This is a genomic window from Shewanella kaireitica (genome assembly GCF_023284045.1).
Classification (GTDB): domain Bacteria; phylum Pseudomonadota; class Gammaproteobacteria; order Enterobacterales; family Shewanellaceae; genus Shewanella; species Shewanella kaireitica.
This window is the reverse complement of record NZ_JAKIKQ010000001.1, coordinates 316,126-340,189: the sequence shown is the minus strand read 5'-3', so window position 1 is coordinate 340,189 and position 24,064 is coordinate 316,126. Positions and strand designations below refer to the sequence as shown.

At 43.3% G+C, this 24,064-nt stretch carries 18 protein-coding genes; 7 read left to right on the top strand and 11 right to left on the bottom strand.

Annotated features, from left to right (window positions below; translation table 11 throughout):
* Positions 1 to 29: 29 nt before the first annotated feature.
* Positions 30 to 1,298 carry a serine hydrolase domain-containing protein gene (locus tag L2730_RS01360; RefSeq protein WP_248972950.1) on the top strand — a complete coding sequence of 423 codons (1,269 nt, stop codon included), beginning with the start codon at positions 30 to 32 and terminating at the stop codon, positions 1,296 to 1,298.
* 722 nt (positions 1,299 to 2,020) lie between these two features.
* Here L2730_RS01360 and L2730_RS01355 read toward each other — a convergent pair.
* From L2730_RS01355 to brnQ, 7 genes are all read right to left on the bottom strand, one after another.
* A complete protein-coding gene (locus L2730_RS01355) occupies positions 2,021 to 2,419 on the bottom strand; it encodes a hypothetical protein (RefSeq protein ID WP_248972949.1) in 399 nt (132 codons plus the stop codon).
* A gap of 19 nt (positions 2,420 to 2,438) precedes the next feature.
* A complete protein-coding gene (locus tag L2730_RS21915; RefSeq protein ID WP_283105612.1) occupies positions 2,439 to 2,567 on the bottom strand; it encodes a hypothetical protein in 129 nt (42 codons plus the stop codon).
* Between the two features lie 32 nt (positions 2,568 to 2,599).
* The gene (locus L2730_RS01350) at positions 2,600 to 3,040 is read right to left on the bottom strand and encodes an energy transducer TonB (protein WP_248972948.1); all 441 of its coding nucleotides are present in this window, start codon (positions 3,038 to 3,040) and stop codon (positions 2,600 to 2,602) included.
* Positions 3,041 to 3,305: 265 nt separating this feature from the next.
* Positions 3,306 to 5,030, bottom strand: a complete 1,725-nt coding sequence (gene recJ, locus L2730_RS01345) for a single-stranded-DNA-specific exonuclease RecJ (protein WP_248972947.1) — start codon at positions 5,028 to 5,030, stop codon at positions 3,306 to 3,308.
* Between the two features lie 129 nt (positions 5,031 to 5,159).
* Positions 5,160 to 5,894 carry a bifunctional protein-disulfide isomerase/oxidoreductase DsbC gene (dsbC, locus tag L2730_RS01340; protein WP_248972946.1) on the bottom strand — a complete coding sequence of 245 codons (735 nt, stop codon included), beginning with the start codon at positions 5,892 to 5,894 and terminating at the stop codon, positions 5,160 to 5,162.
* A gap of 201 nt (positions 5,895 to 6,095) precedes the next feature.
* Positions 6,096 to 6,998 (bottom strand): site-specific tyrosine recombinase XerD, encoded by a 903-nt coding sequence (gene xerD / locus L2730_RS01335; protein ID WP_248972945.1) that lies wholly within the window; start codon positions 6,996 to 6,998, stop codon positions 6,096 to 6,098.
* Between the two features lie 118 nt (positions 6,999 to 7,116).
* On the bottom strand, positions 7,117 to 8,460 hold the full coding sequence (gene brnQ / locus L2730_RS01330) for a branched-chain amino acid transport system II carrier protein (RefSeq protein ID WP_248972944.1): 1,344 nt from the start codon (positions 8,458 to 8,460) through the stop codon (positions 7,117 to 7,119).
* Between the two features lie 517 nt (positions 8,461 to 8,977).
* On the opposite strand from brnQ, the gene L2730_RS01325 reads away from it, so the two are divergent.
* The 6 genes from L2730_RS01325 (at position 8,978) to L2730_RS01300 (ending at position 19,654) form a co-directional block, all read left to right on the top strand.
* Positions 8,978 to 9,703: a tRNA1(Val) (adenine(37)-N6)-methyltransferase gene (locus L2730_RS01325; RefSeq protein ID WP_248973169.1), complete on the top strand. Its 726-nt coding sequence runs from the start codon at positions 8,978 to 8,980 to the stop codon at positions 9,701 to 9,703.
* A 78-nt stretch (positions 9,704 to 9,781) separates the two neighbouring features.
* Positions 9,782 to 11,005 carry an ATP-dependent RNA helicase SrmB gene (gene srmB, locus L2730_RS01320; RefSeq protein WP_248972943.1) on the top strand — a complete coding sequence of 408 codons (1,224 nt, stop codon included), beginning with the start codon at positions 9,782 to 9,784 and terminating at the stop codon, positions 11,003 to 11,005.
* Between the two features lie 259 nt (positions 11,006 to 11,264).
* The gene (locus tag L2730_RS01315) at positions 11,265 to 12,479 is read left to right on the top strand and encodes an efflux RND transporter periplasmic adaptor subunit (RefSeq protein ID WP_248972942.1); all 1,215 of its coding nucleotides are present in this window, start codon (positions 11,265 to 11,267) and stop codon (positions 12,477 to 12,479) included.
* Positions 12,479 to 15,637, top strand: a complete 3,159-nt coding sequence (locus tag L2730_RS01310; RefSeq protein WP_248972941.1) for an efflux RND transporter permease subunit — start codon at positions 12,479 to 12,481, stop codon at positions 15,635 to 15,637. The genes L2730_RS01315 and L2730_RS01310 overlap by 1 nt, the downstream gene beginning before the upstream one ends.
* Before the next feature lie 1,033 nt (positions 15,638 to 16,670).
* Entirely contained in the window at positions 16,671 to 17,279 is a 609-nt protein-coding gene (locus L2730_RS01305) for a TatD family nuclease-associated radical SAM protein (RefSeq protein ID WP_248972940.1), read from the top strand.
* Positions 17,280 to 17,434: 155 nt separating this feature from the next.
* Complete coding sequence (locus L2730_RS01300) at positions 17,435 to 19,654, top strand: PAS domain-containing protein (protein ID WP_248972939.1); 2,220 nt, start codon at positions 17,435 to 17,437, stop codon at positions 19,652 to 19,654.
* Between the two features lie 16 nt (positions 19,655 to 19,670).
* Here the strand turns inward: L2730_RS01300 and L2730_RS01295 are convergent, their stop codons facing one another.
* The 4 genes from L2730_RS01295 to L2730_RS01280 all read right to left on the bottom strand — a co-directional run bounded on the left by L2730_RS01295 (position 19,671) and on the right by L2730_RS01280 (position 23,947).
* Complete coding sequence (locus L2730_RS01295; RefSeq protein WP_248972938.1) at positions 19,671 to 21,122, bottom strand: hypothetical protein; 1,452 nt, start codon at positions 21,120 to 21,122, stop codon at positions 19,671 to 19,673.
* Positions 21,123 to 21,637: 515 nt separating this feature from the next.
* On the bottom strand, positions 21,638 to 22,180 hold the full coding sequence (locus L2730_RS01290; protein ID WP_248972937.1) for a hypothetical protein: 543 nt from the start codon (positions 22,178 to 22,180) through the stop codon (positions 21,638 to 21,640).
* Positions 22,173 to 22,904 carry a helix-turn-helix domain-containing protein gene (locus L2730_RS01285; RefSeq protein WP_248972936.1) on the bottom strand — a complete coding sequence of 244 codons (732 nt, stop codon included), beginning with the start codon at positions 22,902 to 22,904 and terminating at the stop codon, positions 22,173 to 22,175. Before L2730_RS01285 ends, L2730_RS01290 begins: the two co-directional genes overlap by 8 nt.
* A 302-nt stretch (positions 22,905 to 23,206) precedes the next feature.
* Positions 23,207 to 23,947 carry a DUF481 domain-containing protein gene (locus tag L2730_RS01280; protein ID WP_248972935.1) on the bottom strand — a complete coding sequence of 247 codons (741 nt, stop codon included), beginning with the start codon at positions 23,945 to 23,947 and terminating at the stop codon, positions 23,207 to 23,209.
* Between the last annotated feature and the right edge of the window lie 117 nt (positions 23,948 to 24,064).

Below are 24,064 nucleotides of genomic sequence, written 5' to 3'. Positions count from 1 at the left end.
AGAGAACAAGGTTCGTAAAGGATATCAATATGAAAAACTTAACCACAAAGACATTAGTTTCAGTATGCATTTTGAGTTCATTTTTGGCGACAGCCTCTTTTGCTCAATCACCCGTTCAACTTCCACATTTACCTGAAACAGCTGAATCACTGCGTGGCAGTGCCTACGGCGATTTCGCTCGAAGCTGGCAAAATTCGCCTCACAATGTCTCGGTTTATCAGCAGATTAGTCGTGCTTTTCCTACGGCTGTAGTTTGGCGAGGAGATGGTGAGGCCCATCAGTTTGAGTATAACCGCCAAGATTTGAATAACATTACTTTTACCAATTTGAATGGTGACACAGAATCACTCCGCAGCCACTTAGATCGAACATTTACTGATGGTTTACTCATCCTTAAAGACGGAAAAATCGTCACTGAGGAGTATCATAATGGCATGAAACCCCATACGCGCCACCACTTGATGAGTGCATCCAAGTCATTAACGTCTACATTGTTCTCAACATTTGTTGATGATGGCAGTGTTGACGTAGAAAAGACTATTTCTACTTATGTACCGGAAGCAAAAGGGACCGCTTGGGAGGATGTTAAGGTAAAAGAAATATTGGATATGACTTCTGACGTGCAATATCGAGAGGAATTCGATAACCCAGATGCAGAAGTTTGGGCACATGAGTCTGCTGTAGGTTGGAGAAATGTCGCACAAGGTAACCCAGCAACGAATCGCGAATTCCTATACTCTATGGATAAAATGCAGGAGACTGATGGAAAGTTCCACTACCGTTCTTCAGAAACCGATATGCTTGGTCAAATCATGGAAAATGTCTCTGGCATTGGCAGTGCCGAACTGTTTAGTCAACGAGTATGGTCTAAATTAGGCGCAGAAGAAGATGCTCAATGTATGGTTGACCGTGAAGGTGCATGTGTTGTTATGGGTGGTTTTGGTACGACTCTCCGAGACTTAGGGCGCTGGGGACAAATGCTTGCAAACGGTGGTCAATTCAATGGTAAGCAGATCATCTCAACAGACTGGGTAGAAAAAGTACGCAGTGGCAACCATGAGAACTTCGAGCATTACACAGGAATGTTACCAAAAGGCGCATACTCTGCACAGTTTTGGGTAACCGATAATGAACGTCACATCACCTCTGCTTTAGGTTATGCCGGTCAACAAGTTTACATTGATAAAGACATCAACTTAGTTATTGTTCGTCTGTCGACTTGGGATAAGCCAGACTATAGCTATGCAACCGATTCTTATCGAGCCATGGAAGCCATTTCGGATTACTACAGAAAGTAATTATTACTTGGTACTGCACAAAACAGCGAGCTATCAATGAGCTCGCTGTTTTTGCTAGTGGCTCCGCCTTATACCTTCGTTGACGATGTGCTATATAAGCATATACAAAGTTGTTTTTCTTCATACCTCGCTACCTAGTCAAAAGGAAATGTACGAGATTACCTTTTTTTACACTAGCGCTTTACTCAAAAGATTGAATTTCAGTCGTTCAACAAACATTATTAGTCGAACTGGCTTAGTTGTCTTGCAAGGGTAACTTTAAGTATGGCGAACGCACCCGCTCGAATAAATGAAGTGTATTTGCTCTAAGTGATTTTGGGGCAAAAGTTAGTTTCAAAAACTTACAGAACACACTAATCCCCATCGGAGTTGCCGAAGTACGTTGAAGAAATAATCGTAGTGCCCACACGGATGTGGGTATAGCTTTCGCGGGACAGGATGTCCCATCGGAAGCGTTAGGTGATTTCAAATAAGTACGAGGGAGACAACTTCGTCGGGGCGGCAGGGGTGATCCAAGAGGGGATTGCTGTTGATCCCCTCTTGGCCGAGTGTGAGCTGGAAGCTCATGACTTTGGTCAAGCGACGCTTGATAAATAATAGAGAGCTAAGCAACTTAGAGAAAAATAAGCTAGCTTCCAGCTTAGGTGGTTCCAATGGCCTGCGGTCAGCGTATATGCAGGTACTGCTGTGGAACTGGAGGCTAGATCCCCCACGCTACTCGATTATAAGTTGCCTACTCTACTGCTTTGGCTTTCTCGACTCGGTTCATGAGGTCTGCAATTATTGTAAGCATACGCTATATGTTTGCGACCTTTATCATCGTAGATATGACACTTTAGATTGCAAGGATGACCTAGCTCGCTTCTCCAATAGTGATGTTCATATACAAACGTTGCTTCAAATTCAACAGTGATATAAGCCGAGATAACCCATTTCTCTGGAATACCGTGTTTTACCAACAAGCGAGTGAGCATATTGTAGTAAAAAGTAACCATTGAACCAAACTCGTTTGATATAGGGCGCATAGCCTTGTTGCTTAGATCGATTGAAACAATCTTTCTTTCAAGCTGAGCCACAACCTTGTAAAGCTTACCAATCCCCCAATATCCATCAATATCCATCAATATCCATCAATATCCATCAATATCCATCAATATCATTATTTCTGCTATTGAATGAACCAATAATACCGCTAGCAATACTTCCTAATTCTCTTCGACGACCCATAACTCTCCAGCGTCTAAATAACGCCCAAATCAGGTGCGTCATAAGCGTCACCTAGGTTTTCTTATTAGGTGAACTTACGCACTACACTCTAATTTTGCTTGCTCTGCACACCTAGCTTTAGCTTCTGCTTCAGTTTTACCACCCATACAAAAATCTAAACGAATGATCTTTTCTTCAGCCAAGCTTGGCTCGCCTGAGGCATTTTTCCACTCCCAACTTTTTATAACCTTTTTAGCAGGTTTATAAATAACTTTTTGGGGTATTGAACTAACCAACTCAACACTATCTGTTTTACCGCTTTCATCAACAATGACTTTGAAAACACCGCAACCAACAATACCTTTCATCGCAAGCTTCATTGGGTACCTTGGTGTAAACTGCTTTGCCCGAACCCATAGAGCGTCTGTTTCCTCCGGTTCTAAATGAGTTAGTTTTACATCAGCATGATTTGCATTAGCATTAACTGCAACTACCAATGGTAAAATTGACATTAATTTTAGTATTTGAGATTTCATCTAAACCTTCCTTGTTCACCTAATAGCTTTATTATCCTTCGCCTCGAAAAACCCCTGCTCTTTATTAGTTTACAACCGAAACTAGCAACATAACCAATTGAAGAAAAGCTAATATTGCGAGGCGTTTACCATTTTTATTTACCACCCCGCACCTGGTGCAGAATATTTATCGGGTCTCTTGTTAGATTGAAGCGGAAACCTAACTGTCTGATAAACTGATCTAGACTTTGATCTTAAAAACTAAAAGCTGATTTCCCTGCCCAAACTACATTGGCGCTATCTGATCCACCATCAACTGCAAGGTTTGATTACCTCTAAACTCGTTCACATCCAGCTTATAAACAATCTCGGCATGTTGAATGGTCGCATCAGGCCAGGTTTTCAGATCAACATTAAACGCGATAGCATCCAGCATCACTTGGCCGCACTCGGTCTCTAACACTAGCTTTAAATGCTTCTCACCAACAATTCGTTGTTGGATGATCCTAAAGTGACCATCAAACAGTGGCTCAGGGAAGTTTTGCCCCCACGGGCCTGCTGCGCGAAGCTCTGCAGCTAAAGGTAAAGTAAATTGATCTGGCGTCAGCTCTCCATCGGAAACCAACTCACCAGTCAGTAACTCTGGTGCCAAGGTTTCTCGAATTGCTTTATCGTATGCATCAGCAAACAACGCAAACTGCCCCGCTTTTATTGATAGGCCAGCAGCCATCGCGTGACCACCAAACTTAAGAATAAGCCCTGGATGGCGACTGTTGATGAGCTCTAAAAGGTCGCGCATGTGCAAACCTTTGATAGAACGAGCTGAACCTTTTATTTGACCATCTCCAGCATCGGCGAATGCGATAACAGGACGATGATACTTATCTTTAATGCGTGAGGCTAAAATGCCGATAACCCCTTGGTGCCAATCAGCTTGAAACAGTGCAATTCCCCAAGGAAGCTCGGATTCGTTTAACTCAACACTTTCAAGACTCTTAAGCGCTTCCTGTTGCATCTCAGTTTCTAAATCGCGCCGCTCTGCATTTAAGCTGTCGAGCTCAGATGCCATTCTTCGAGCTAGCATGATGTCTTCACACAGGAGTGTTTCAACACCTAATGCCATCTCATCCAAACGCCCTGCAGCATTTAGCCTTGGGCCAACAGCAAAACCAAAATCTGAGGCTACAATACGTGATGGAGTGCGTTTGGCCACTTCTAATAACGCGGTGATCCCAACGCGGCAGCGACCCGCCTTCACTCTTTGCAGTCCCGCTTCAACCAAGATGCGGTTATTGGTATCAAGCGATACCACATCGGCAACAGTGCCTAAGGCTACGATATCGAGTAAGTGACCTAGATTTGGCTCATTGATACCTTGCTGCTGATACCAGTCACGTTGCCTTAATTCTGCCCGAAGTGCTGACATTAAATAAAACGCTACGCCAACCCCTGCAATAGATTTACTGGCAAATTCACAACCGTTCTGATTAGGATTAACAATCGCATCTGCATCAGGTATAGATTGACCAGGCAGATGATGGTCAGTGATAACAACGGTCATACCCAGCGCTTTAGCTGCGGCGACGCCCTCAATTGATGAGATACCATTATCAACAGTTATAATAACTTCAGCCCCTTTTTGCGCTGCTACAGCGACAATCTCGGGACTCAGTCCATAGCCATAATCAAATCGATTGGGGATCAAGTAATCGATATTGTTAGCGCCCATCATTTTTAGCGCCAACATACATACGCTGGTAGAGGTAGCTCCATCGGCATCAAAGTCACCCATGATCAAAATCGACTTTTGCGCTGCAATCGCGTCAGCGACAATTTCTGCGGCTCGACTCACTCCCAACATAGTATTGGGCCTAAGCAGTTTACCTAAGCTCAATTCACATTCATTTGCACTCACACCACGGCTGGCATATATCTGTTTTAACAGTGGAGATAAAGAGTTAGGTAAATGGCTATCATCGACTTTTGAGCGGCGAACTATCTTATGGATCACAGGGCTGACTACCTTTAAACAATGAGTCTTGCCAGCATAGCAAAGACTGCTAGCAAAGGCTTGCTCTTCACTCTATTTAACGGGCACAAAAAAGGTGAGCCGAGGCTCACCTTTTTTACTAATTAATAATTACTCTGCGGCTGCAGCATCTAGCACTCTTAATAGATCTTTAGGCGGTTGGTAACCTGGGATCAAGCTGCCATCTTCAAGCACGATTGCAGGCGTTCCGTTAATACCAAAGGTTTGCCCAAGGTTATATTGCTCTGCAATTTTCGCATCACACTTAGCCAATTTTACAGCCTTACCTGACTTAGCATCTGTCATCGCTTTAAGTGGATCTGCAGCGCACCAAACAGCTTCCATCTCGTCAGCATTGGCTGATGGGATACCTGCTCGTGGGAATGCTAGGTATCTAACTGTGATACCCAGATCGTTATATTCATCCATTTGATTATGTAGCTTGCGGCAGTAACCACAATCTACATCAGTAAACACAGTGACAACATGTTTTTCATTCTTGGCTTTGTAAACCAACATGTTCTTCTCAAGTGGCTTCATCATGTCAATACGCGGACCTGACATCGCGGCTTCGGTTAGGTTCTTCATGCCTTTATCTAAGTCATAAAGATTACCGTGCAACAGCTTAGTACCATCTTTACTGATATACAGCACACCACGATTGGTTAACGCTTCATACAAACCAGGAATTGGCGACTCTCTCAGCGACATCACATCTACGCTTAATGTATCAGACAACTTCTGTTTTATCGCCGCAGTGTCATCACTTTGGGTGTTTGACCCGGCAAGGGCTGCAGGGGCTATGACCATTGCAATGATCAAAGAAAATGCTCGGGTGAACTTCATTGGATATCCTATTCTACGTTACTGTCTATTAAAGGGTATAAGGATTAGACCTAGTTTGGAGCTGAAAAGTTACAGTCTCATGCTAACTAAAGCAAACTTTTTGCTGTAACGAAATCATACAGACGTGAAATCTATCAAGTTATTGCTAGAACTCTGCACTAAAGATTTTCATCTTCCCAACTGAATCGTCAATATTAAGGCTTAACCGCGTGGGTGATGCTCTGAGTGTAAACTCGCCAAACGGGCCGTGGCAACATGGGTGTAGATCTGCGTGGTTGATAAATCGCTGTGGCCAAGAAGTAGCTGCACCACTCTTAGATCTGCACCATGATTAAGTAGGTGTGTAGCAAAAGCATGCCTTAAGGTATGGGGGGACAGCTCAGTGCTAATATTTGCACGCAGCGCATAGAGTTTTATTCGATGCCAAAATGTCTGCCGCGTCATCTGTTGTGCGCGTTTTGAAGGGAATAGCACATCACTTTGCTTACCTTTAAGTAACTCCACTCTGGCAAATTTAAGGTAGTTTTCAACTTCACTGACCGCTAGCTCACCAAGAGGCACTAAACGCTCTTTGCCGCCCTTACCCACGATACGCACTAATCCTTGCCGTAAACTAAGTTGCTCCATGGTTAAACCAACAAGCTCTGACACCCGCAGACCTGTAGCATACAGCAGCTCAAGCATGGCTTTATCACGGCACTCAATAGGATCATCAGTTTGTGGCTCAGACAACAACCGATCGATATCATCCTCACTTAATGAGTCAGGTAACTTTCGTGCTAATTTGGGCGATTCGAGTAAAGCCATCGGGTCAGTGTTAATCTGCTTATTTACCACCAAATAGCCAAAGAAGCGCCGCAGACTGCTCATCATCCGTGCACTGCTGGTTTTAGCAAAGCCTTTGTCAAAACGCACAGCAAGATAGTCTCTGACATCGAATTGACTGCTTTCAACTAGCTTTAAACCTTTTAACTGTTGGTGGCGGTCGAAATGGCGCAGATCTGTACGGTAGGCGCTTAAGGTATTGTCACTCAAGCCTTTGGTTGACCATAGATGGTCAAGAAACAGATCAATTGCACTATCAGGGATATACTCAGTAGGCACCTAAAATGGCTTCCTTAAATCAGATATAAAAACGGCGATGAATCATAAATTCATCGCCGTTATCATATGTTATCAAGCTTGCAGAAGCTATCTCACCTGAGCATAGCAGCTATTTGGCTTAGCTAACTGCCACTGTCGCTTGCTGTTTCTTCATCATTAAACAAGCAGCAATTGCAATCGCAGTAGGAAGTAACCAAGCCATACCTTCAGCGTGCAAAGGCATAAAATTAAATATGCTCACATCAACACCGGCTGCTTTGATGCCATCAATAATGCCGAAGAACAACGCTACGCTAAGCACGATTCGATGAGCGGCTTCTGGTTTTGCAAAACGTTCAGTTAGGAACGTTACCGCAACCAACGCTATCGCAACAGGGTAAACCGTCATCAATACTGGAATACTGATGCTAATAAGCTGAGAAAGACCAACGTTAGCGATCGTTGCGCAAATAACACTTAAAAGCACAACAAAACGGCGGTATGAGATCTTAGGTAGTAGCTCATTAAAGAACTCACTACAGGCACTAATAAGGCCAACTGCTGTGGTTAAACAAGCTAAGGTTACGACGGTCGCTAATAACACTAAACCTGTTGTACCAAATTCATGAGTGACATAGTTAGTTAAAATCACACCACCATTCTTAGCACCTGCGGCTAAATCGCCTGCAGTAGCACCTAAGTAAAACAGTGCGATATAAACAAATGCTAGACCCGCTGCAGCAATAAGCGCAGCTTTCACTAAATAGCCAGTTTGAGCTTTAGGCTCTGTAATACCTTTCTTGCGTAAAATGTCGATAATTAAAATACCGAAGATGAGCGAGGCTAAGGTATCCATAGTGTTGTAGCCTTCCAAAATCCCTTTCGTTAACGGATTGGTTTGGTAGTCGCCAACTGCCGCTTCAACAGGGCTACCTGGAAGGATCATTACCGTTGCCGCAAGACCGACAAGCAATAAAATAAGAATAGGCGTTAATACCTTACCTACGTTATCAAGTAGCTTTCCTGGGTACAGTGCAAATACCATGGATATGCCAAAAAAGACTAGCGTATAGATAAGTTGAGCCGTGGTGAAGGTAATACCAGCAAGCACAAAGGTCGCATCAGCATTTTCTAAAAATGGCTTAAAGCCTACTTCAAATGCTACCAATCCTGTTCTTGGCGCAGCAAAAGCTGGGCCAATGATAATGAAAATAGCCACTGCTAGAGTGGTTGCAGCGATAGGAGGCAACAGATCCATAATCTTGCCATTTGCTTTCGCAACAGCAATCAAAGTTATCAGCGGTAAGCCTACTGCGGTGACAAGAAAGCCAAGCATAGCTAATGTCATATTCTCGCCAGCAAGAAAACCTGCAAGAGGAGGGAAAATAAGGTTACCCGCCCCTAAGAAAAACGCGAAGGTCATGAAACCTAACCCTAACGTATCTGCAATACTCATTTGATTATTTTGCACTTTATGCCCCATCAATAATTTTTATAATTAACAATTTCATGTCATCAGGCCTCAATGGCACCACTTTAGAATGACAAAATCTAGTGTGTAATATTTGGTTTACACAACCCAGTGGTAAATACGACCTAAGCTTGGCGAGTTTATGAACAGCAGCGAATAAATGAACACTGAAATTGCTATAAAACTGGTTTACCGTCCCTTAAAATAGGCTTTGAACCTACTAGGAGGAGCATACTATTATCAGAGTCACAGCTAATTAACAAGAATCGACACCTAATAAACGCCATACTCGATATAAATGATAACAACTGAATAACAGACCTGTTCCATAACTTACATTCAGCGCATTTATCATATAAGCAAGAAACATTCAATTGCTGCTCTAGCAAGCCCTCAATCGCGAGTAAACACTTACCTTCTGCGTTTAAAAATTTCAGAGATGCAAGCAAATATGCCTGTTACTGACCGCACTGAATTAGCGTACAATAATTTCACTGACCCAAAACCTGTAAAAAAGCCTGTAAATTCCATGCCATTTAGCTTCAAACAATTTCATATAGATGATCGCCGCTGTGGCATGCCTGTCAGCACCGATGGCGTGCTCCTTGGCGCCTGGGCTCCTTTATCCAATAGCAAAGAAATTCTCGACATCGGCGCAGGTAGTGGTTTACTGAGTTTAATGGCCGCTCAGCGCAGCAAGGCAAATATCACCGCCATCGAACTTGACGAAAATGCGGCGCTTGATTGCCAGAATAACTTCAGCCTAAGCCCTTGGGCTGATCGCTTGACGTTGTTAACCTGTTCAATTCAGCAGTTTTGTACAACAGCCACGAAACATAGCTTTGACCACATCATCTGTAACCCACCCTATTTTGACAACGGCCCGCAATCGAGTAGCGCTTTAAGGGCCAAAGCCCGCCATACCGATAGTTTGAGTTTTGATGAGCTATTGGCGGCTATCAGTTCATTATTAAGCCCAACAGGACAGGCGAGTCTTATTTTACCGCTTGCTGGCGCAAATCGGTTGTTGCAGCAGCTTGAGCAACACCAGCTCATCTGCCAACATGCGGTGTTAGTTGCCAGTGTTGAAGGTAAAAGCCCCAATCGACAATTACTACTACTCACACCTAGCTACTCAAATTTTGCCCATCAAGCAACAACCCATTCAGCCTCAAACTTGGTGATCCGCAAAGCCGATGGCCACTACAGCGATGACTTTATACAGTTGAGCAAAAGTTTTTATTTAAAGCTGTAGCGATCTGGCGATCTAATCGTTTCAAGTCTGGGTTGAAACCTTTATAATGTTCGGCTGTTATTTATTGAGATGCCACGCATGCTATTTGAAGATCTCCAGCTTGACCCTTGTTTGTTAGAGTCACTGAAAGCAATGGGCCACAACAAGCCCACTACGATACAACAACAAACAATACCTGTAGCGATGGAGCAAAGAGATATTCTTGCTCGCGCACCAACAGGAACGGGGAAAACTGCGAGCTTCTTACTACCAGCGCTGCAGCATATTATTGACTTCCCACGTCGCTTCGGCGGCCAAGCTCGAGTATTGGTGCTAACGCCTACTCGTGAGCTTGCCAGTCAAATCCACCGCTATGCATCTCATTTGGCGACTGATTTAGATCTGGATATCAGCATCATCACTGGCGGCGTGCCCTACGCTCCTCAAGAAGAAGCGTTAAAGAAAAACGTCGATATCTTAGTTGCCACACCAGGCCGATTGATGGAATACCTAGATAAAGGTCTATTCAATGCGGAAGAGGTTGAAGTGCTCGTTATCGATGAAGCTGACCGCATGCTAGACATGGGTTTTTCTGCCGTAGTTGAAACCATCGCAATCGAATCTGTTGGCCGTAAGCAAACCATGCTGTTCTCAGCAACGCTTGAAGGCAGCGACGTTGGTCGTTTTTCTCACCAGCTGTTAAGCAACCCAGTGAAGCTCGAAGCTGAAGCTCCGCGCAGCGAAAAAGCTAAGATCCACCAGTGGATTCATATCGCTGATGATAGAGAACATAAATTTGCCCTGCTATGCGCTATTTTGCAGCAAGAAGAAGTAGAGCGTGCGATCGTGTTTGTCAAAACACGTGAGGCAGTAGCAAGCCTAGACGGCCTATTGCAAAAGCAAGGGATCACTTGCAGCTTTATGCGCGGTGATATGGAGCAGAAAGCTCGCTTTCAGGCACTAGGTCGATTCACTAAAGGTGAAGTCAATGTGCTGCTAGCAACCGATGTTGCCGCCCGTGGTATTGATGTTGACGATATCACTCATGTGATCAACTTCGATATGCCACGCTCTGCTGACACTTATGTTCATCGTATCGGACGTACCGGCCGAGCAGGCGCTAAAGGAACCGCAATATCTTTGGTCGAAGCCCATGATATTCGTGTAGTGGGTAAGATTGAACGCTACATAGAGCAGCCACTTAAGCGTCGCTTTGTTAAAGATCTTCGCCCGAAGAACAAAGAGGCTAAGCCTCCAGGGAAGAAGAAAGTTAAAGACACTGGCAAGACATTCAGTAAGAAAAACAAGAAGAAAAAGAAGTAACATTTCATACGACTCCGTATAAGAATGACTTCTCATCTCTTTTAAAAGGATCACTTCGGTGATCCTTTTTTGTTTCCTGCAGCACATTCCAGCGCGAGTTAGCTTAATCGCTTATCCCGTAGCACTAGACACGCTTTTAAAATCCTATCGCTAACGCCATAAATTGAAACATCTTATTTACAAAAAATCGTATCACCTCAACGCTTAGTCTGGTAATTTAGCCGTTAGGAAACGCATTACATGGAAAAGCGAAACTATAATGATAAAAAAAATAATTCGAAGGGCTTCCCCATTATTTATTCTTATTCTCTTTATTGTTGCTGCACAAGTACTTATTAGCACTAAAGAGGCACCAGAGCAAAAGGCAGATGAAGCACCGATCCCAATTGTTGACGTAATGGAAGTTCAACAGCAAACGGTCTCTCTCAACCTCCCCTCATACGGCGTTGTTAGCCCGAAATATAAAACTCAGCTAGTGACGGAAGTACAAGGTCGCATGCTAAACATTTCAAATAAGTTTGTTGCTGGCGGCGTAGTCAAAAAAGGCGAAGAACTGGCGGTCATTGAGCCCTCGGATTACGAAGCTGACTTAATGCAAGCGCAAGCTTCACTCGCTCAAGCCAAAGCTGCTCTCGAAGAGGAACAAGCGAAAGGCGAAGTGGCCAAGAATGACTGGAAAGGGTATGACGGCGGTATTCCACCAGAGTTAGGCCTACGTTTACCACAACTTAAGCAAGAGCAAGCCAACGTTAAATTCCAGCAAGCAGCCTTAGCGCGAGCAGAACGTAACCTTGAACGAACCATAATACGCGCTCCTTTTGATGGCATTATAAAAGCACGTAATGTCGATTTAGGTCAGTATGTCACTTTAGGTACAAACCTCGGTGAGCTTTACGACACTCGTGTCGCCGAGATCCGCCTACCTCTGTCAAATAATGATTTAGCCTACTTGGAATCGGTAGATAACCCAGACACAGAAGTAACCTTAAGCGCCGACCTTGCAGGTAAAGTGGTTACTTGGACAGGCAAGATCATTCGCAGCGAAGGTGTGATAGATGCAGAAAACCGCATGGTCTACTTGGTTGCAGAGGTAAAAGATCCTTACCTTCGCAGCGCTAAGGTTGAAGGACAACTGCCCCTTAAATACGGCAGCTTTGTCACTGCTATCATCAAAGGCCGTACAGTCGATGGAATTGTAAAACTGCCACGCCACTTAGTACGTCATGGCAAAGTCACTTTAATCACTGATGCAAGCAGTGTTGAAGTACGAGAAGTTAATATTGTCCGCACGGATCTAGAAAATGTCTATATCAAAGACAGTTTAGCCAGTGGTGAGCGCATCTCCGTAACGAACCTCAGTAATGCCGAAGATGGCCAATTAGTTAAGATTTTAGGTGATGACAGCAGCTCAACAATCGAAAATACTGATGAAACGACAACCGAAGAGCAACTCGCTAGCGCAGGTGACCAATAATGGCCACTGAAAAAGGTATTATCGCTTGGTTTGCTAAGAATAACGTCGCGGCCAACTTATTGATGTGGGTGCTGTTAATAGGCGGGCTATTTAGCACGGTTATTATTAATAAAGAGATCTTCCCAACTTTTGAACTTAACTACCTCAATATCTCTGTCGCCTACCCAGGAGCAGCGCCACAGGAGATTGAAGAAGGTATTAATATTAAGATCGAGGAAGCGATCCAAGATATTAATGGCATCAAGAAGGTCACCTCAGTCGCGAGTGAAGGGGTTGGCTCTGTTAGGATTGAAGTTGAAGATAGTCATGATCCACAAGATATACTCGATGAAGCTAAACTGGCTATAGATGCCATCTCGACCTTCCCGGTGAATATCGAAAAGCCCAATATCGTCCGTATTAAGCCTGAAAATAATGTTATTTGGATCTCCGTCTATGGTGATCAATCTCTTGAAGATATGAAGGAGCTAGCAAAAACGATTCGCGACGAAGTGACTGCTCTACCTGCAGTGACCCGCGCCCAAGTCACTGGCGTGCGCGATTATGAAATAAGCATTGAATTGTCTGAAGATAAGCTGCGTGAATACGGCCTTACCTTCTCTCAGGTTGCGACAGCGGTACAAAACTCCTCTATTGATTTACCGGGTGGATCTATTCGTGCGAAAGATGGCGATATCCTGCTGCGCACTAAAGGTCAGGCCTACACCGGTGAAGACTTTTCACAAATAGTCGTCAGTACCCGCCCCGATGGTAGCCGAGTCATGTTGCCAGAAGTCGCGATTATCAATGATGGTTTTGAAGAACGTCTTGAATACACCCGCTTTAACGGCCAGCCTGCAGCAATTATCGAAATACTCAGTGTTGACGATCAAAACGCACTTGATATTTCTGCTCAAGTCAAAAGCTATATTGAGACCAAGCGAGCAGATCTGCCTGCAGGTGCCAAACTCGATACCTGGGGCGACTTAACCCATTATCTCAAAGGCCGTTTAAACATGATGTTATCCAACATGTTTTATGGTGCTTTATTGGTGTTCTTCATTTTGGCACTGTTCCTAGAGATCAAACTCGCATTCTGGGTTATGGTTGGCCTACCTATTTGTTTCTTGGGCGCGATGTTAGTCATGCCGATCGAGCCTTTTTCATTGTCTATTAACCTGCTTACGCTGTTTGCATTCATTCTGGTGCTAGGGATCGTGGTGGATGACGCCATTGTCATTGGCGAGAGTGCCTATAGTGAAATAGAGCGGCACGGTCACTCACTGGATAATGTAGTCAGAGGCGCCAAGAAAGTCGCCATGCCAGCAACCTTTGGGGTATTAACCACCATAGCTGCCTTTATGCCGATGTTGATGGTTTCTGGCCCACAAGGGATTATCTGGAAATCTATCGGCATGGTTGTTGTGCTCTGTTTAGCATTTTCACTGGTTGAATCTAAGCTTATTCTGCCTGCGCATCTTGCTCATATGAAGCCACCTAAGCCTCGTGCTAAGTTGGGTTACTTTGGCAAGCTCAAAGCAGGATTGAATGACAAGGTCCAGTACTTCATTCATAACAACTACCGAGCATTTTTAGAGCGCTGCATTAAGCAAAGATATAACACTGTCGCGGTGTTTACTGGAGTGCTGATCCTGTCTATCGCATTGGTCGTCAGTGGTCAGGTACGTTGGGTTTTCTTCCCAGATATTCCATCTGATTTCATTCAGGTCAATATCGAAATGGACGAAGGCAGCTCAGAGGAAAACACCCTTAAAGTAGTGCAAGAGGTTGAAGAAGCGCTGTATCGCATGAATGATGAAATGGAGGCTGAGCTAGGTTACCCAGTCGTGAAACATAGTTTCATCAACATGAGCTCACGTACCTCTTCATTTATTTTTGCTGAACTCACCAAAGGAGAAGAACGCGATGTCGATGGTGAAACCATCGCCACTGCATGGCGAGCAAAACTACCTGAACTGCTCGCAGTTAAAAAGCTCAATATTAATGCCAGTACCAATGATGCAGGTGGCGACATCTCCTTCAGACTAACCTCAAGTAACCTTGCACAACTATCTTTAGCTTCAGCGGAGCTAAAACAGAAGCTGAGAAGCTACGAGGGCGTTTATGATATTGCCGACAACTTCTCTTCTGGCAGCCAAGAGATCAAACTAAAGATCAAACCTGAAGCCGAAGCGCTAGGATTGACTCTATCTGATCTTGCACGTCAGGTGCGATATGGTTTTTACGGCTATGAAGCACAACGGATCTTACGTAATAAAGAGGAAGTGAAAGTCATGGTGCGCTACCCTCTTGAGCAGCGCCGAACCGTTGGCCACTTAGAGAATATGCTGATCCGTACTCCTACGGGTATTGCAGTTCCTTTTGCAAATGTTGCCCAGCTTGAACTTGGTGATTCTTACTCGTCAATTACTCGGGTAGATGGTCGACGCGCAATTACAATTACCGCCAATGCCAACACCAACAAGGTTGAACCATCAAAAGTAGTATCAGAAATCCAAGCTGATTTCTTACCGATGCTGTCGAAGAAATACCCAAGTATATCGACAGCATTAGATGGCGGCAGCGCGGATGAGCAAAGTGCGCTTGTTAGCTTGCTACAAGGCTTCTTCTTTGCCCTATTTACAATCTATGCACTGATGGCTATTCCGCTAAAATCATATAGCCAGCCATTGATTATCATGTCAGTGATCCCATTCGGTATGATTGGCGCGCTGTTTGGTCACTTCATCTTGGGTCTTAACATGAGTATTTTGAGCTTATGTGGCATTGTGGCACTTGCTGGAGTGGTAGTGAATGACTCGTTGATCTTGGTTGATTTTGTTAACCGCGCTCGTGCTGAAGGGCATTCAATCATCAAAGCGGCTGTCGATTCTGGGTGTTATCGCTTTAGAGCAATTATCTTAACCTCACTTACCACTTTTGTTGGTTTAGTCCCCATCTTGTTAGAGAAGAGCTTACAAGCTCAAATTGTCATCCCGATGGCAGCCTCTTTGGCATTTGGTATTTTGTTCTCCACAGTGGTAACGCTGATCTTGGTGCCACTGCTTTATATTATTCTTGATGATATAAAGCGGGTATCAAGCCGTTTTTACCAATGGTGGTGGCAACCTAAAGCAGAAACGGAAGCAGCTGTTAAGGTCGAACAGCCCTCTAACTAATGAATCGCGAGTTCTTTACATAAAGGAGGCCATTGGCCTCCTTTTTTATGCCTGAACAAAAATACTAATACCAATTCCATTAAAGAGTTGGTCATTCAGCGGGAATTTAAATCACTTTAGACAAGCAAGTGGGTTTTATACCAATTGCATTAAAAGTTTGACCATTCAGCGGGAATTCAAAACGCTGTAGGCAAGTATTGGGGCTTGAGCTAATAGTTATTCTCGGCTCTGGCATCCTGCTTCGCTCTACCTCCTAAATCCATTTAGCCGTATATCCAAATCCCATAGCGAAGCATACAGCGTTTTGCCAATTTGTTTAACCTCAGCCGCACTACGTGAGCCCCTCAGTCTTTCCACTACTGCTTTGCATTGGCTTAAAAGGGAATACCATTTCTTTACCAATGCGCTTTGAATTGAAAAGGCTGAGGGGCTCTGAAATGGTCAAATACTTAATGCAATTAGTATTAGTTAATAGTTATTCTATATCGAAAGCCAAATGCGCCGTATTAAGGGATTTCCTCATGCCTTAAACATCAGCCGCACGCAGTGAGCTTTTCAGGACATTCACTGCTGCGTTATACCAATCAGTATAAAGATTTGATCGCTCAGCGAGAGTTTAGCGACTTTGAGGTAAGGCAATGAATGAAGAGCATAGTTATTCTACGTTCAAATTCATTAACGCAGCATCAAAGCCGCTAAAACTCGCCTTTAGGAGTGTTTTTGGCTTGCTACTTCTGCGTTGAATAAACTCATAAGGGAATAACCATTATGTCATTACTCACTTTGAATTAGCCGGCCTTGAATTAGCGTGCCAAAAACGCTCTGAGTAGATCAACTTCTTATACTGATTGGTATTACATTGTCTTAAAAGGGAATAACCATTTCTTCCACAATGCGCCTTGAATTGAAAGTCCTGAGAAAGCTCTGAATTAATCACATCTTTAGTGGAATTGGTATAATACTCGATCTAGCGAACAGAATTAGTAACTGGCATCCGCTATGCTAAACGCCTCTCTTGCTAGTGACCATCAATATGACCCAATCTGCTGCCACACTTGTTTACGATATTCGCAATAGTCGCTATTTAAATATAACCGGTAGATGCACTCTACGCTGTCAGTTTTGCCCTAAGCACAACGGCAGTAAACAAGTTCATCAATATCAGCTTGCTCTTGAGAACCAACCAAGTGCAGACGAAGTGGTCGCACTACTGGGTGACACGACAGCTTTCGATGAATATGTATTTTGCGGCTATGGCGAACCAACCCTCAACTTAGCCACCCTTTTAAGCGTTGCTAGCGAAATTAAAGCCCGTGGTGGCAAAGTGAGAGTGAATACTGACGGGCTAGGTAATCTATTTCATCGCCGCAATATTTTGCCTGAACTAGCAAAATGCGTAGACAGCCTGTCAATTTCACTCAATACAGATACAGCTGCCGCTTATCAAGAACATTGCCAGCCCAAACTAAAAGGTGCCTATGCCGCCCTACTTGAATTTATCGAGCTTGCGCCACACTACATTGCAGATGTTCAGGTATCGGCGATAAACGGGCTTGCAGAGGTAGATATTGAGGCTTGCCGCAAAATAGTTGAAGTAGCAGGTGCTAAGTTCAAACAAAGAGAGCTAGGGGTTGTCGGCTAATATCACTTAAATCAATAGCTTCTTGATTTATGGTTAGAACAGATACTGCCTCAACTGAGTTTAATCAACCGCAGGATAACCATACTGAATTGATTACATATATAGCCGAATTGGTATAATATAGCGGCTATAACAACCATCGAAAATAGCTATTCATGTTAACGCGAAAATTACCGCTACTTATCAATGCACAAGGGATCCAATGGTCCCAACAACGAATTTTTGCTGCTGCTAGTCAGATCTGCATTCTATTGATCTCGGTTATTATTCTTACCAATATTGTCATTACTCTTGGTGAAAGACGCCTGCAAGAAGACTGGGCTACCCAGCGTTACAGTGAGCTACAAGCCGTTGGTACACTGATTGCGGATAAAGTCTCTTTTCAACAATTTAGAACACAAATGTTTGCCACATCAGAGCTACTTAATCGTTATCTGGACTTACCGACTGAAGCCAACCAAGAGAATCTGCAAAATAACTGGGATATCGTCGTTGATAACATTCCCGAGTTACTGGGGATTGCACTTTACGACCCACAAGGTCAGCTAAAATTTGCCACGGACGAAGAGTTTGGCCACAACGCTCTTCCACCGTCGTTGTTAGGAAGTTCACGTAATATGGGGGGTAATGAAATCTACACCTCACCGCTTGAGTTTAGTCCGATCAATGGCAAACTAGAGCCTTATCTCTATCAACTTGCATGGCTTGAAAATCCGGACCAAACAGTAAGAGGTTATCTGGTCGCGTACAACTCTATGTCGCGCATGTTAAAAAATATCAAGCCAGCTTACTCAAGTAAGCAAGCACCGTTAATGATGCTTGATACCCAAGGGCTGCTTTACTCTGGAGCACTTGAATCCCCGACAACTGGTCGATTACCAGAAACCATGGGCGGCAGCCTCAAACAATCATATCCTGCCCTTTGGCGCAAAATGGCCACCAGTAATTTTGGCCAGTTCCATGGTGACGATGCCACCTTTGTTTATCTGAAAGTCGAGCTAACCACACAATACGAAACCCGCAGAGAGTACTTTCTACTCTCCTATGTAAAGAACGATGATATCGCCGCCAAGTTTGAACAGTGGCGCAATATTTTGATGGGCGGAGCGATATTTTTGACTCTACTCGCTTGTGTTGTTATCTATTTGACCCATGCATACCGCCTAGTACACCGTTCACGGGACTTCAGCATTGATCTAGCCAATCGCTTATTTAATACCGATTCTGGCTACATTATTGCCAATGAACTCGGGCGAGTACTCAGTGCCAACACCATGGCTGCAAAACTGTTATCACTTGAAAAAGATGAACTGTCCGACCGTAGCTTACAACGTATCCTGCATATGGATGACGAGCAGTACCAAGAGCTTGAGACCCTACTTGCAGAACAAAAAGAGTGGCGTGGAGAGCTTGATACAGAGGCCTCAGAGTATACTCAGCTGTCTGTCAGTCTGCGTCTTGAATACGATATGGATAACAAGCAGAACTACACCTTAGTGACATTTGAAAATATTGGCGAACTAAAACATAGTCAAGAAGAAGCAAGATTAAACCAACTGCTTAATGATAATCCGATGGCAACGGTACTGTCTGACGCCAAAGGCGTCATCATCAAATCTAACGCTGCATTCAACTCTTTAATGCAGGTAAAGGATAGCCGTAACTTACAGATTACCGACTTACTAACCATAGACTTTAAAAACCAATGGCCACAGATCTCACAGCAACTTATCCTCAAAAGGACTTGGCAGGGACAGATATTATCTGCAAATAACCGTGCCAGTGATGACTGTATGCTTGCCACCTTAAAGGGACATTTAGATGCCTCAGACGATATCGAATACATTGTCTGCACCTTTGAGCACGCCAAGTTAAAAGCCCATGGCACTGAACCTGGTAGCTCAGTACCACAGCGCAGCACAATCTTTAATGATCGTCGCGATCTTGAGCGATACTTTAATAATATGAGCCAAGAGAAAAAGGATTTCTCAAGCCTGATGTTACTCGATATTGCGGCAGAAGGCATGCTAAGCCACATGAGTGATATTGGCCAGTTAGAGAGCCGTCAAAAAGAGGTTGAAAGTCAGCTATTGCGTGAGTTGCCCAATCGATATCAAATGTCACGCTGGCAACTAGGTAAACTGATTATCATGCTGCCTGATACTGATTCAGACCAAGCACACTATTTTGCCATCGATACTCTATCTAAGCTCAAGAGTAATGGCTTAGGTGATGGGATCTGTATCGGAATAGCAGCTTATCAGGGCGGCCAAGTACTAGAACAGTTCCTGAGTAATGCAGAGATTGCCTTAAAGCGAGCGAAGCAAACTGATGAGCAAAATATCTGCCAAGCTTTTACTAGGCAGATATTCTAATTCTCAAGAGTATTAGTTAATTAGTTTTGACCTCTACGCTTTCCGTGCCGCTAGGGGTTAATAACTCATCTTCAAAAGGCGTTTCATCCATATTTTTCATGCCTGATGGCAGATCACTTTCAGTGATCTCAATGATAGTTGAGCGATTCATAGTTATCTTATAACGAGCGTATTGTGGCTCATCCTTGCCCTCTTTGAGTACCAAAATAAGATTAACTTGATAGCGGCGCTCTACCGACTCATTGCTAATCTTTCCTTCATGCTCATTATAAATTTTGGCTTTACCACGTTCTAAGTTTCTGGCAAAGGGTACAAAGCTAAAGTTAACCTGCTCTTGAATTTGAGAGTAGCCAGCTAAAAAACCTTTGGCCGAAACTCGAGAGTGGATCCCATAATGCAAAATCTCAGCATCCACTTTATTTTGGCTATGGCGTTTCTTTAAGATCTGATTAACCTGGGGCGGCAACTCCTTTTTCTTCATAAAGTCGAGCCATACAAGTTGCTTACCTATTGATAGCTTACTAGTTGTATCTGTTAATAATCGGCTCCAACGCGGCCGTCCACGTTGAATAAGCCGCCACAGCGCATTACGGATATCATCTTTAAAGATCTCTCGGAAACCATAGATAACCGCAAGAGTTAATACTAACGCGATGGTTAAGCCACTAAACACACCTTGCGCTTTGATAATTAAGGTAGACACCACCAGCATGACCATAGCTGTTGCAATACCTGTAGTCATCTTCTTAAGCCCTATGCCTAATGGTTTAAGCTCCTCTTTAAGTACCACACCTTGCTGGATCAATCGTCTTAACAAGTGCATCTTGTTGGCGATGCGATTGGCATCTTCTAACGTCTTGGAAGAGTTATACTTATGCTCTTTACGATAATCGGCCTCTGCACGACACAAACCAACCACACTCTCTGTGACCTCGGTATAATCACTACTTCGGGGGGCATGGGCTAAAAGTTTTAGTAATCGCTGCTCGCACAACCAAGAGAGATAATTATCCGCATTTTCAAAATAGGACTTCCATTTCTCATCGCTGGGTTCATTACGTCTAAAACGCTTGAGCAGATGAATAACCTGCTCGCTTAACTCTTCCAGTGCGGTATAAAATTGAACCAGATCTTCAACCTGAGCCAGTTCTTTACTGTCGGTCTCTATTGCAACAGAGAATTGATAAGCAAATAAATTTAAATACAGTCGAAACTCTTCAACTGTTCGTTTCTTCTGACTAACAAAACGGCTTTGCACTAATGGCAAATGCAGCCCTGAGGAGTAATAAGAACGCCGCCCAGTGATAGAGGAATGGTAATACTCCTCCTCATTTAAACTCTGCGGATTTATCCCCATCTCTTTCGGCAAGAAAAAATACAGATCTAATCGCCGGTTATCACCCACTTCCATCTGATGTAGGAATTTGATTGATAGTGATTCTTCTTGCTTAACTCTAATTTTAGCCACATATATCCTTTAAATGCATTTCAAAACAAACACATCGACCTAATCATTATAGTCTAACTTAGCGAGGAAAATTAGCTTTAACCCTGATCACAGACTGCTTGCATACTACTTATTTAAACTAGCATAGAAGAGGAATCGGGTGCCATTAACGAGGTTTACTTCTGGACGGAATCTATTTGCTAATGAAATCATTGCGGCATGAGTAATACCAATTGCATTAAGTATTTGACCCGTTCAGAGCCCCTCAGTCTTTTCAACTCAAAGCGCATTGATAAAGAAATGGTTATTCCCTTTTAAGCCAATACAAAGCAGAAGTGGAAAGACTGAAGTGTTCACCTAGTGCGGCTGAGGTTATACAAATTGGCAAAACACTGAATGGTCAAAATTTTAATGCAATTGGTATAAGCTTTTATTTCCAGGGAAAGTCTGCTGTCGCTTAAGACTTGAAATATAGCTTCAATCTTTAGCTTAAATGGTAACGCCATAATCGACAGAGCAAGCAGTCCTTCAGTCGACTACAGGATCTTACAAGCCCATAACGCGTTGCGTTCGTTCAACTGGATGGTAACAAAGCCAGTAGTCTTATCCATTTCTAGCACTTTAATGTAAAAAGCTTCCCCCTGACCTGCTGCGCCATTAGTAATAGACTTCTTCACTAATTGCACAGTTTCCTGCATGTGTGGCTCATAGACCTCTTGCTGTAAATCACTTTTTAACGCTGCAGAATCTAGCTGAACCTCATAGGTAAGTACAGGTGCTGAAATTTCTACCAATGTTCCAATACCCGAGACAGACACTAAATCTTTATGATCATTAAGGTAGGTCATCTTCAGTTCTACAGAGCTACCTATTCTTTCTATTTCAAACCTTAACCCAGAATGCTGTGGGCGGCTTAGGTTATGATCATAACTGTTTGAAGAACAGGCCAGTTTTACATCTTCATTAGGTTCTACAAAGTAGTCCAATGCCATACACAAACCAAGTATAAAAATCAGCGTAATAAGAATTGGGGTTGAACGGAAACCAATAAAAAGCTCTCGCTGCAATGGATTATTCACAGAGACCATACTCCTGCAACCACGAGTCGTTGATAAAATCCCAACTTTCTCCAACATTGAGCACTTTTAGATTTTCAAACTTAATAGCTTTATCGACTTCAACTTGCATCACAAAATGTAGCATATCCCCTGCAGGCGAGGCTGAGGTGTAAATCTTATCCCAGGTTAGCGTTTCACACTGTTCGAGTTTAATTGCAACTTCTCTAAACTTACTTTGGTAACTATCAAGCTCTTCATCAGAGCTATAGATAGGCACTAACACCGATGACTTACCATCAAGTAAGATCTGCTCCGGAAGTGAAAAATGAATATTCTCGGTTGTTTTAAAGTGAGTCGCCAAGAAAATAACCAACATCACCCCAAGTAACAACAACAATGAAAACTGTTTAATTGAAAACGCCGCATAAGGGCTACTGTGCATTTGTAAGGTTCTGGATTTAACATGCAGCAAATAGCCTTGATTAGTCACCACTTCGATCATAGAGGCTGTATTAGCCCCTAAAAATGCTTTGATATTAGTAATGGCTATGGTGATGTCTTGCGCAGTAACAACTTTAGGTAATAGTAAGGCGCACATTGATTCAGTCGATACCACCTGACCTCTAGATGAGATCAGTTCATTGATCACTAGAAACTCAATATTGGACAATTTGAGTGCTTGCGCAGATTCGGTATTCACCAACTGCCTAAGCTCAACATCAAACCGGACTGGACCTATAAACACATTTACAACTCATACTATTCTACGGGTTGCCAGTGTACTGATTATCGCTAGTCGAGTCCGTGATAAAAACATACAATCCACGACTCTATCGCACTTTCGTGAGCCTTAGCACATTAATGGAATGATAAAAAATTGTAGGGGAGGATACAAACCGCAAAGAATGTAAAGTTAAAGCTGCCAAATTTATTCACCCACCAAAAGATGCAACAAACATCTTAGCAAGCCAAACAGTCATTAACATAAAGGCCCCTTTTAAAGGAGCCTTTACTGTAAAATATTAACTGTTACTGGCGGTTCAAAAGTTAGAACGCGTATAACAGAGTCATATTCGTTTCTGTATCAGTGCTCTTCTTGTCATCTAACGGTTCACTGTTATAACGAACAATAACCGCAAATTTCATTGCTAGGGCACCGATGATATTGGCAGTGATGGCTGTTTCAGAACGTCCCTCTAAGCTATCACCATAGTCAGCGATAAACAGTTGGGTAAACTTAGATGATTCACTGATATCGTAGCTAAAATTCATCGCTCCGTGAGCAACAACGCTATCTTCGTTATCGTAGCCCAATAACGCCGATTGTTCGTCATCAAGTTTCTTATAAATATAACCAGGACCAACTTCAGCACTTAAGTACATATTGTCACTGTCGATAAATTTATAACCGTAACCGGCAGAGGCTACAGACTTAAAATCGAAACCTGTGAATGGATCGGCTTCATAGTTGGCAGTGATATACATATAGCTCTTTTCATTGAACTTATAATCACCTTGAATACCCGCATAGTAACGTTTGGCAGTCACTTCGCCAGTATCTTCTTTATAAAGCCCTTCAAATAGGTACTGGTTTTCCCAATTACCCAGTTCTTGCATTAGGTTTAAACGCCCTTTAATAGACGATGTATCAGTATTACCCGTCGTTAAAGTAGCACCTAGTTCAGCTTCACCTGCGAAAGTCTTATCGCCCTCTACAAAGTCAGCACCAGCGTGGGCAGCAAAAGGAGCCGCCAATAGAACTGCAATTGCAGTCAACATTGTTTTCATTCTCTTATTACTCCGTTTACTTAAATCCCTAAAAATCGGCGCAATATTAACATTTAGTGCTAGTAATTGAAAATATGACTTATAACAATCTTTCAGCTTTTATACTGTGAATTAATA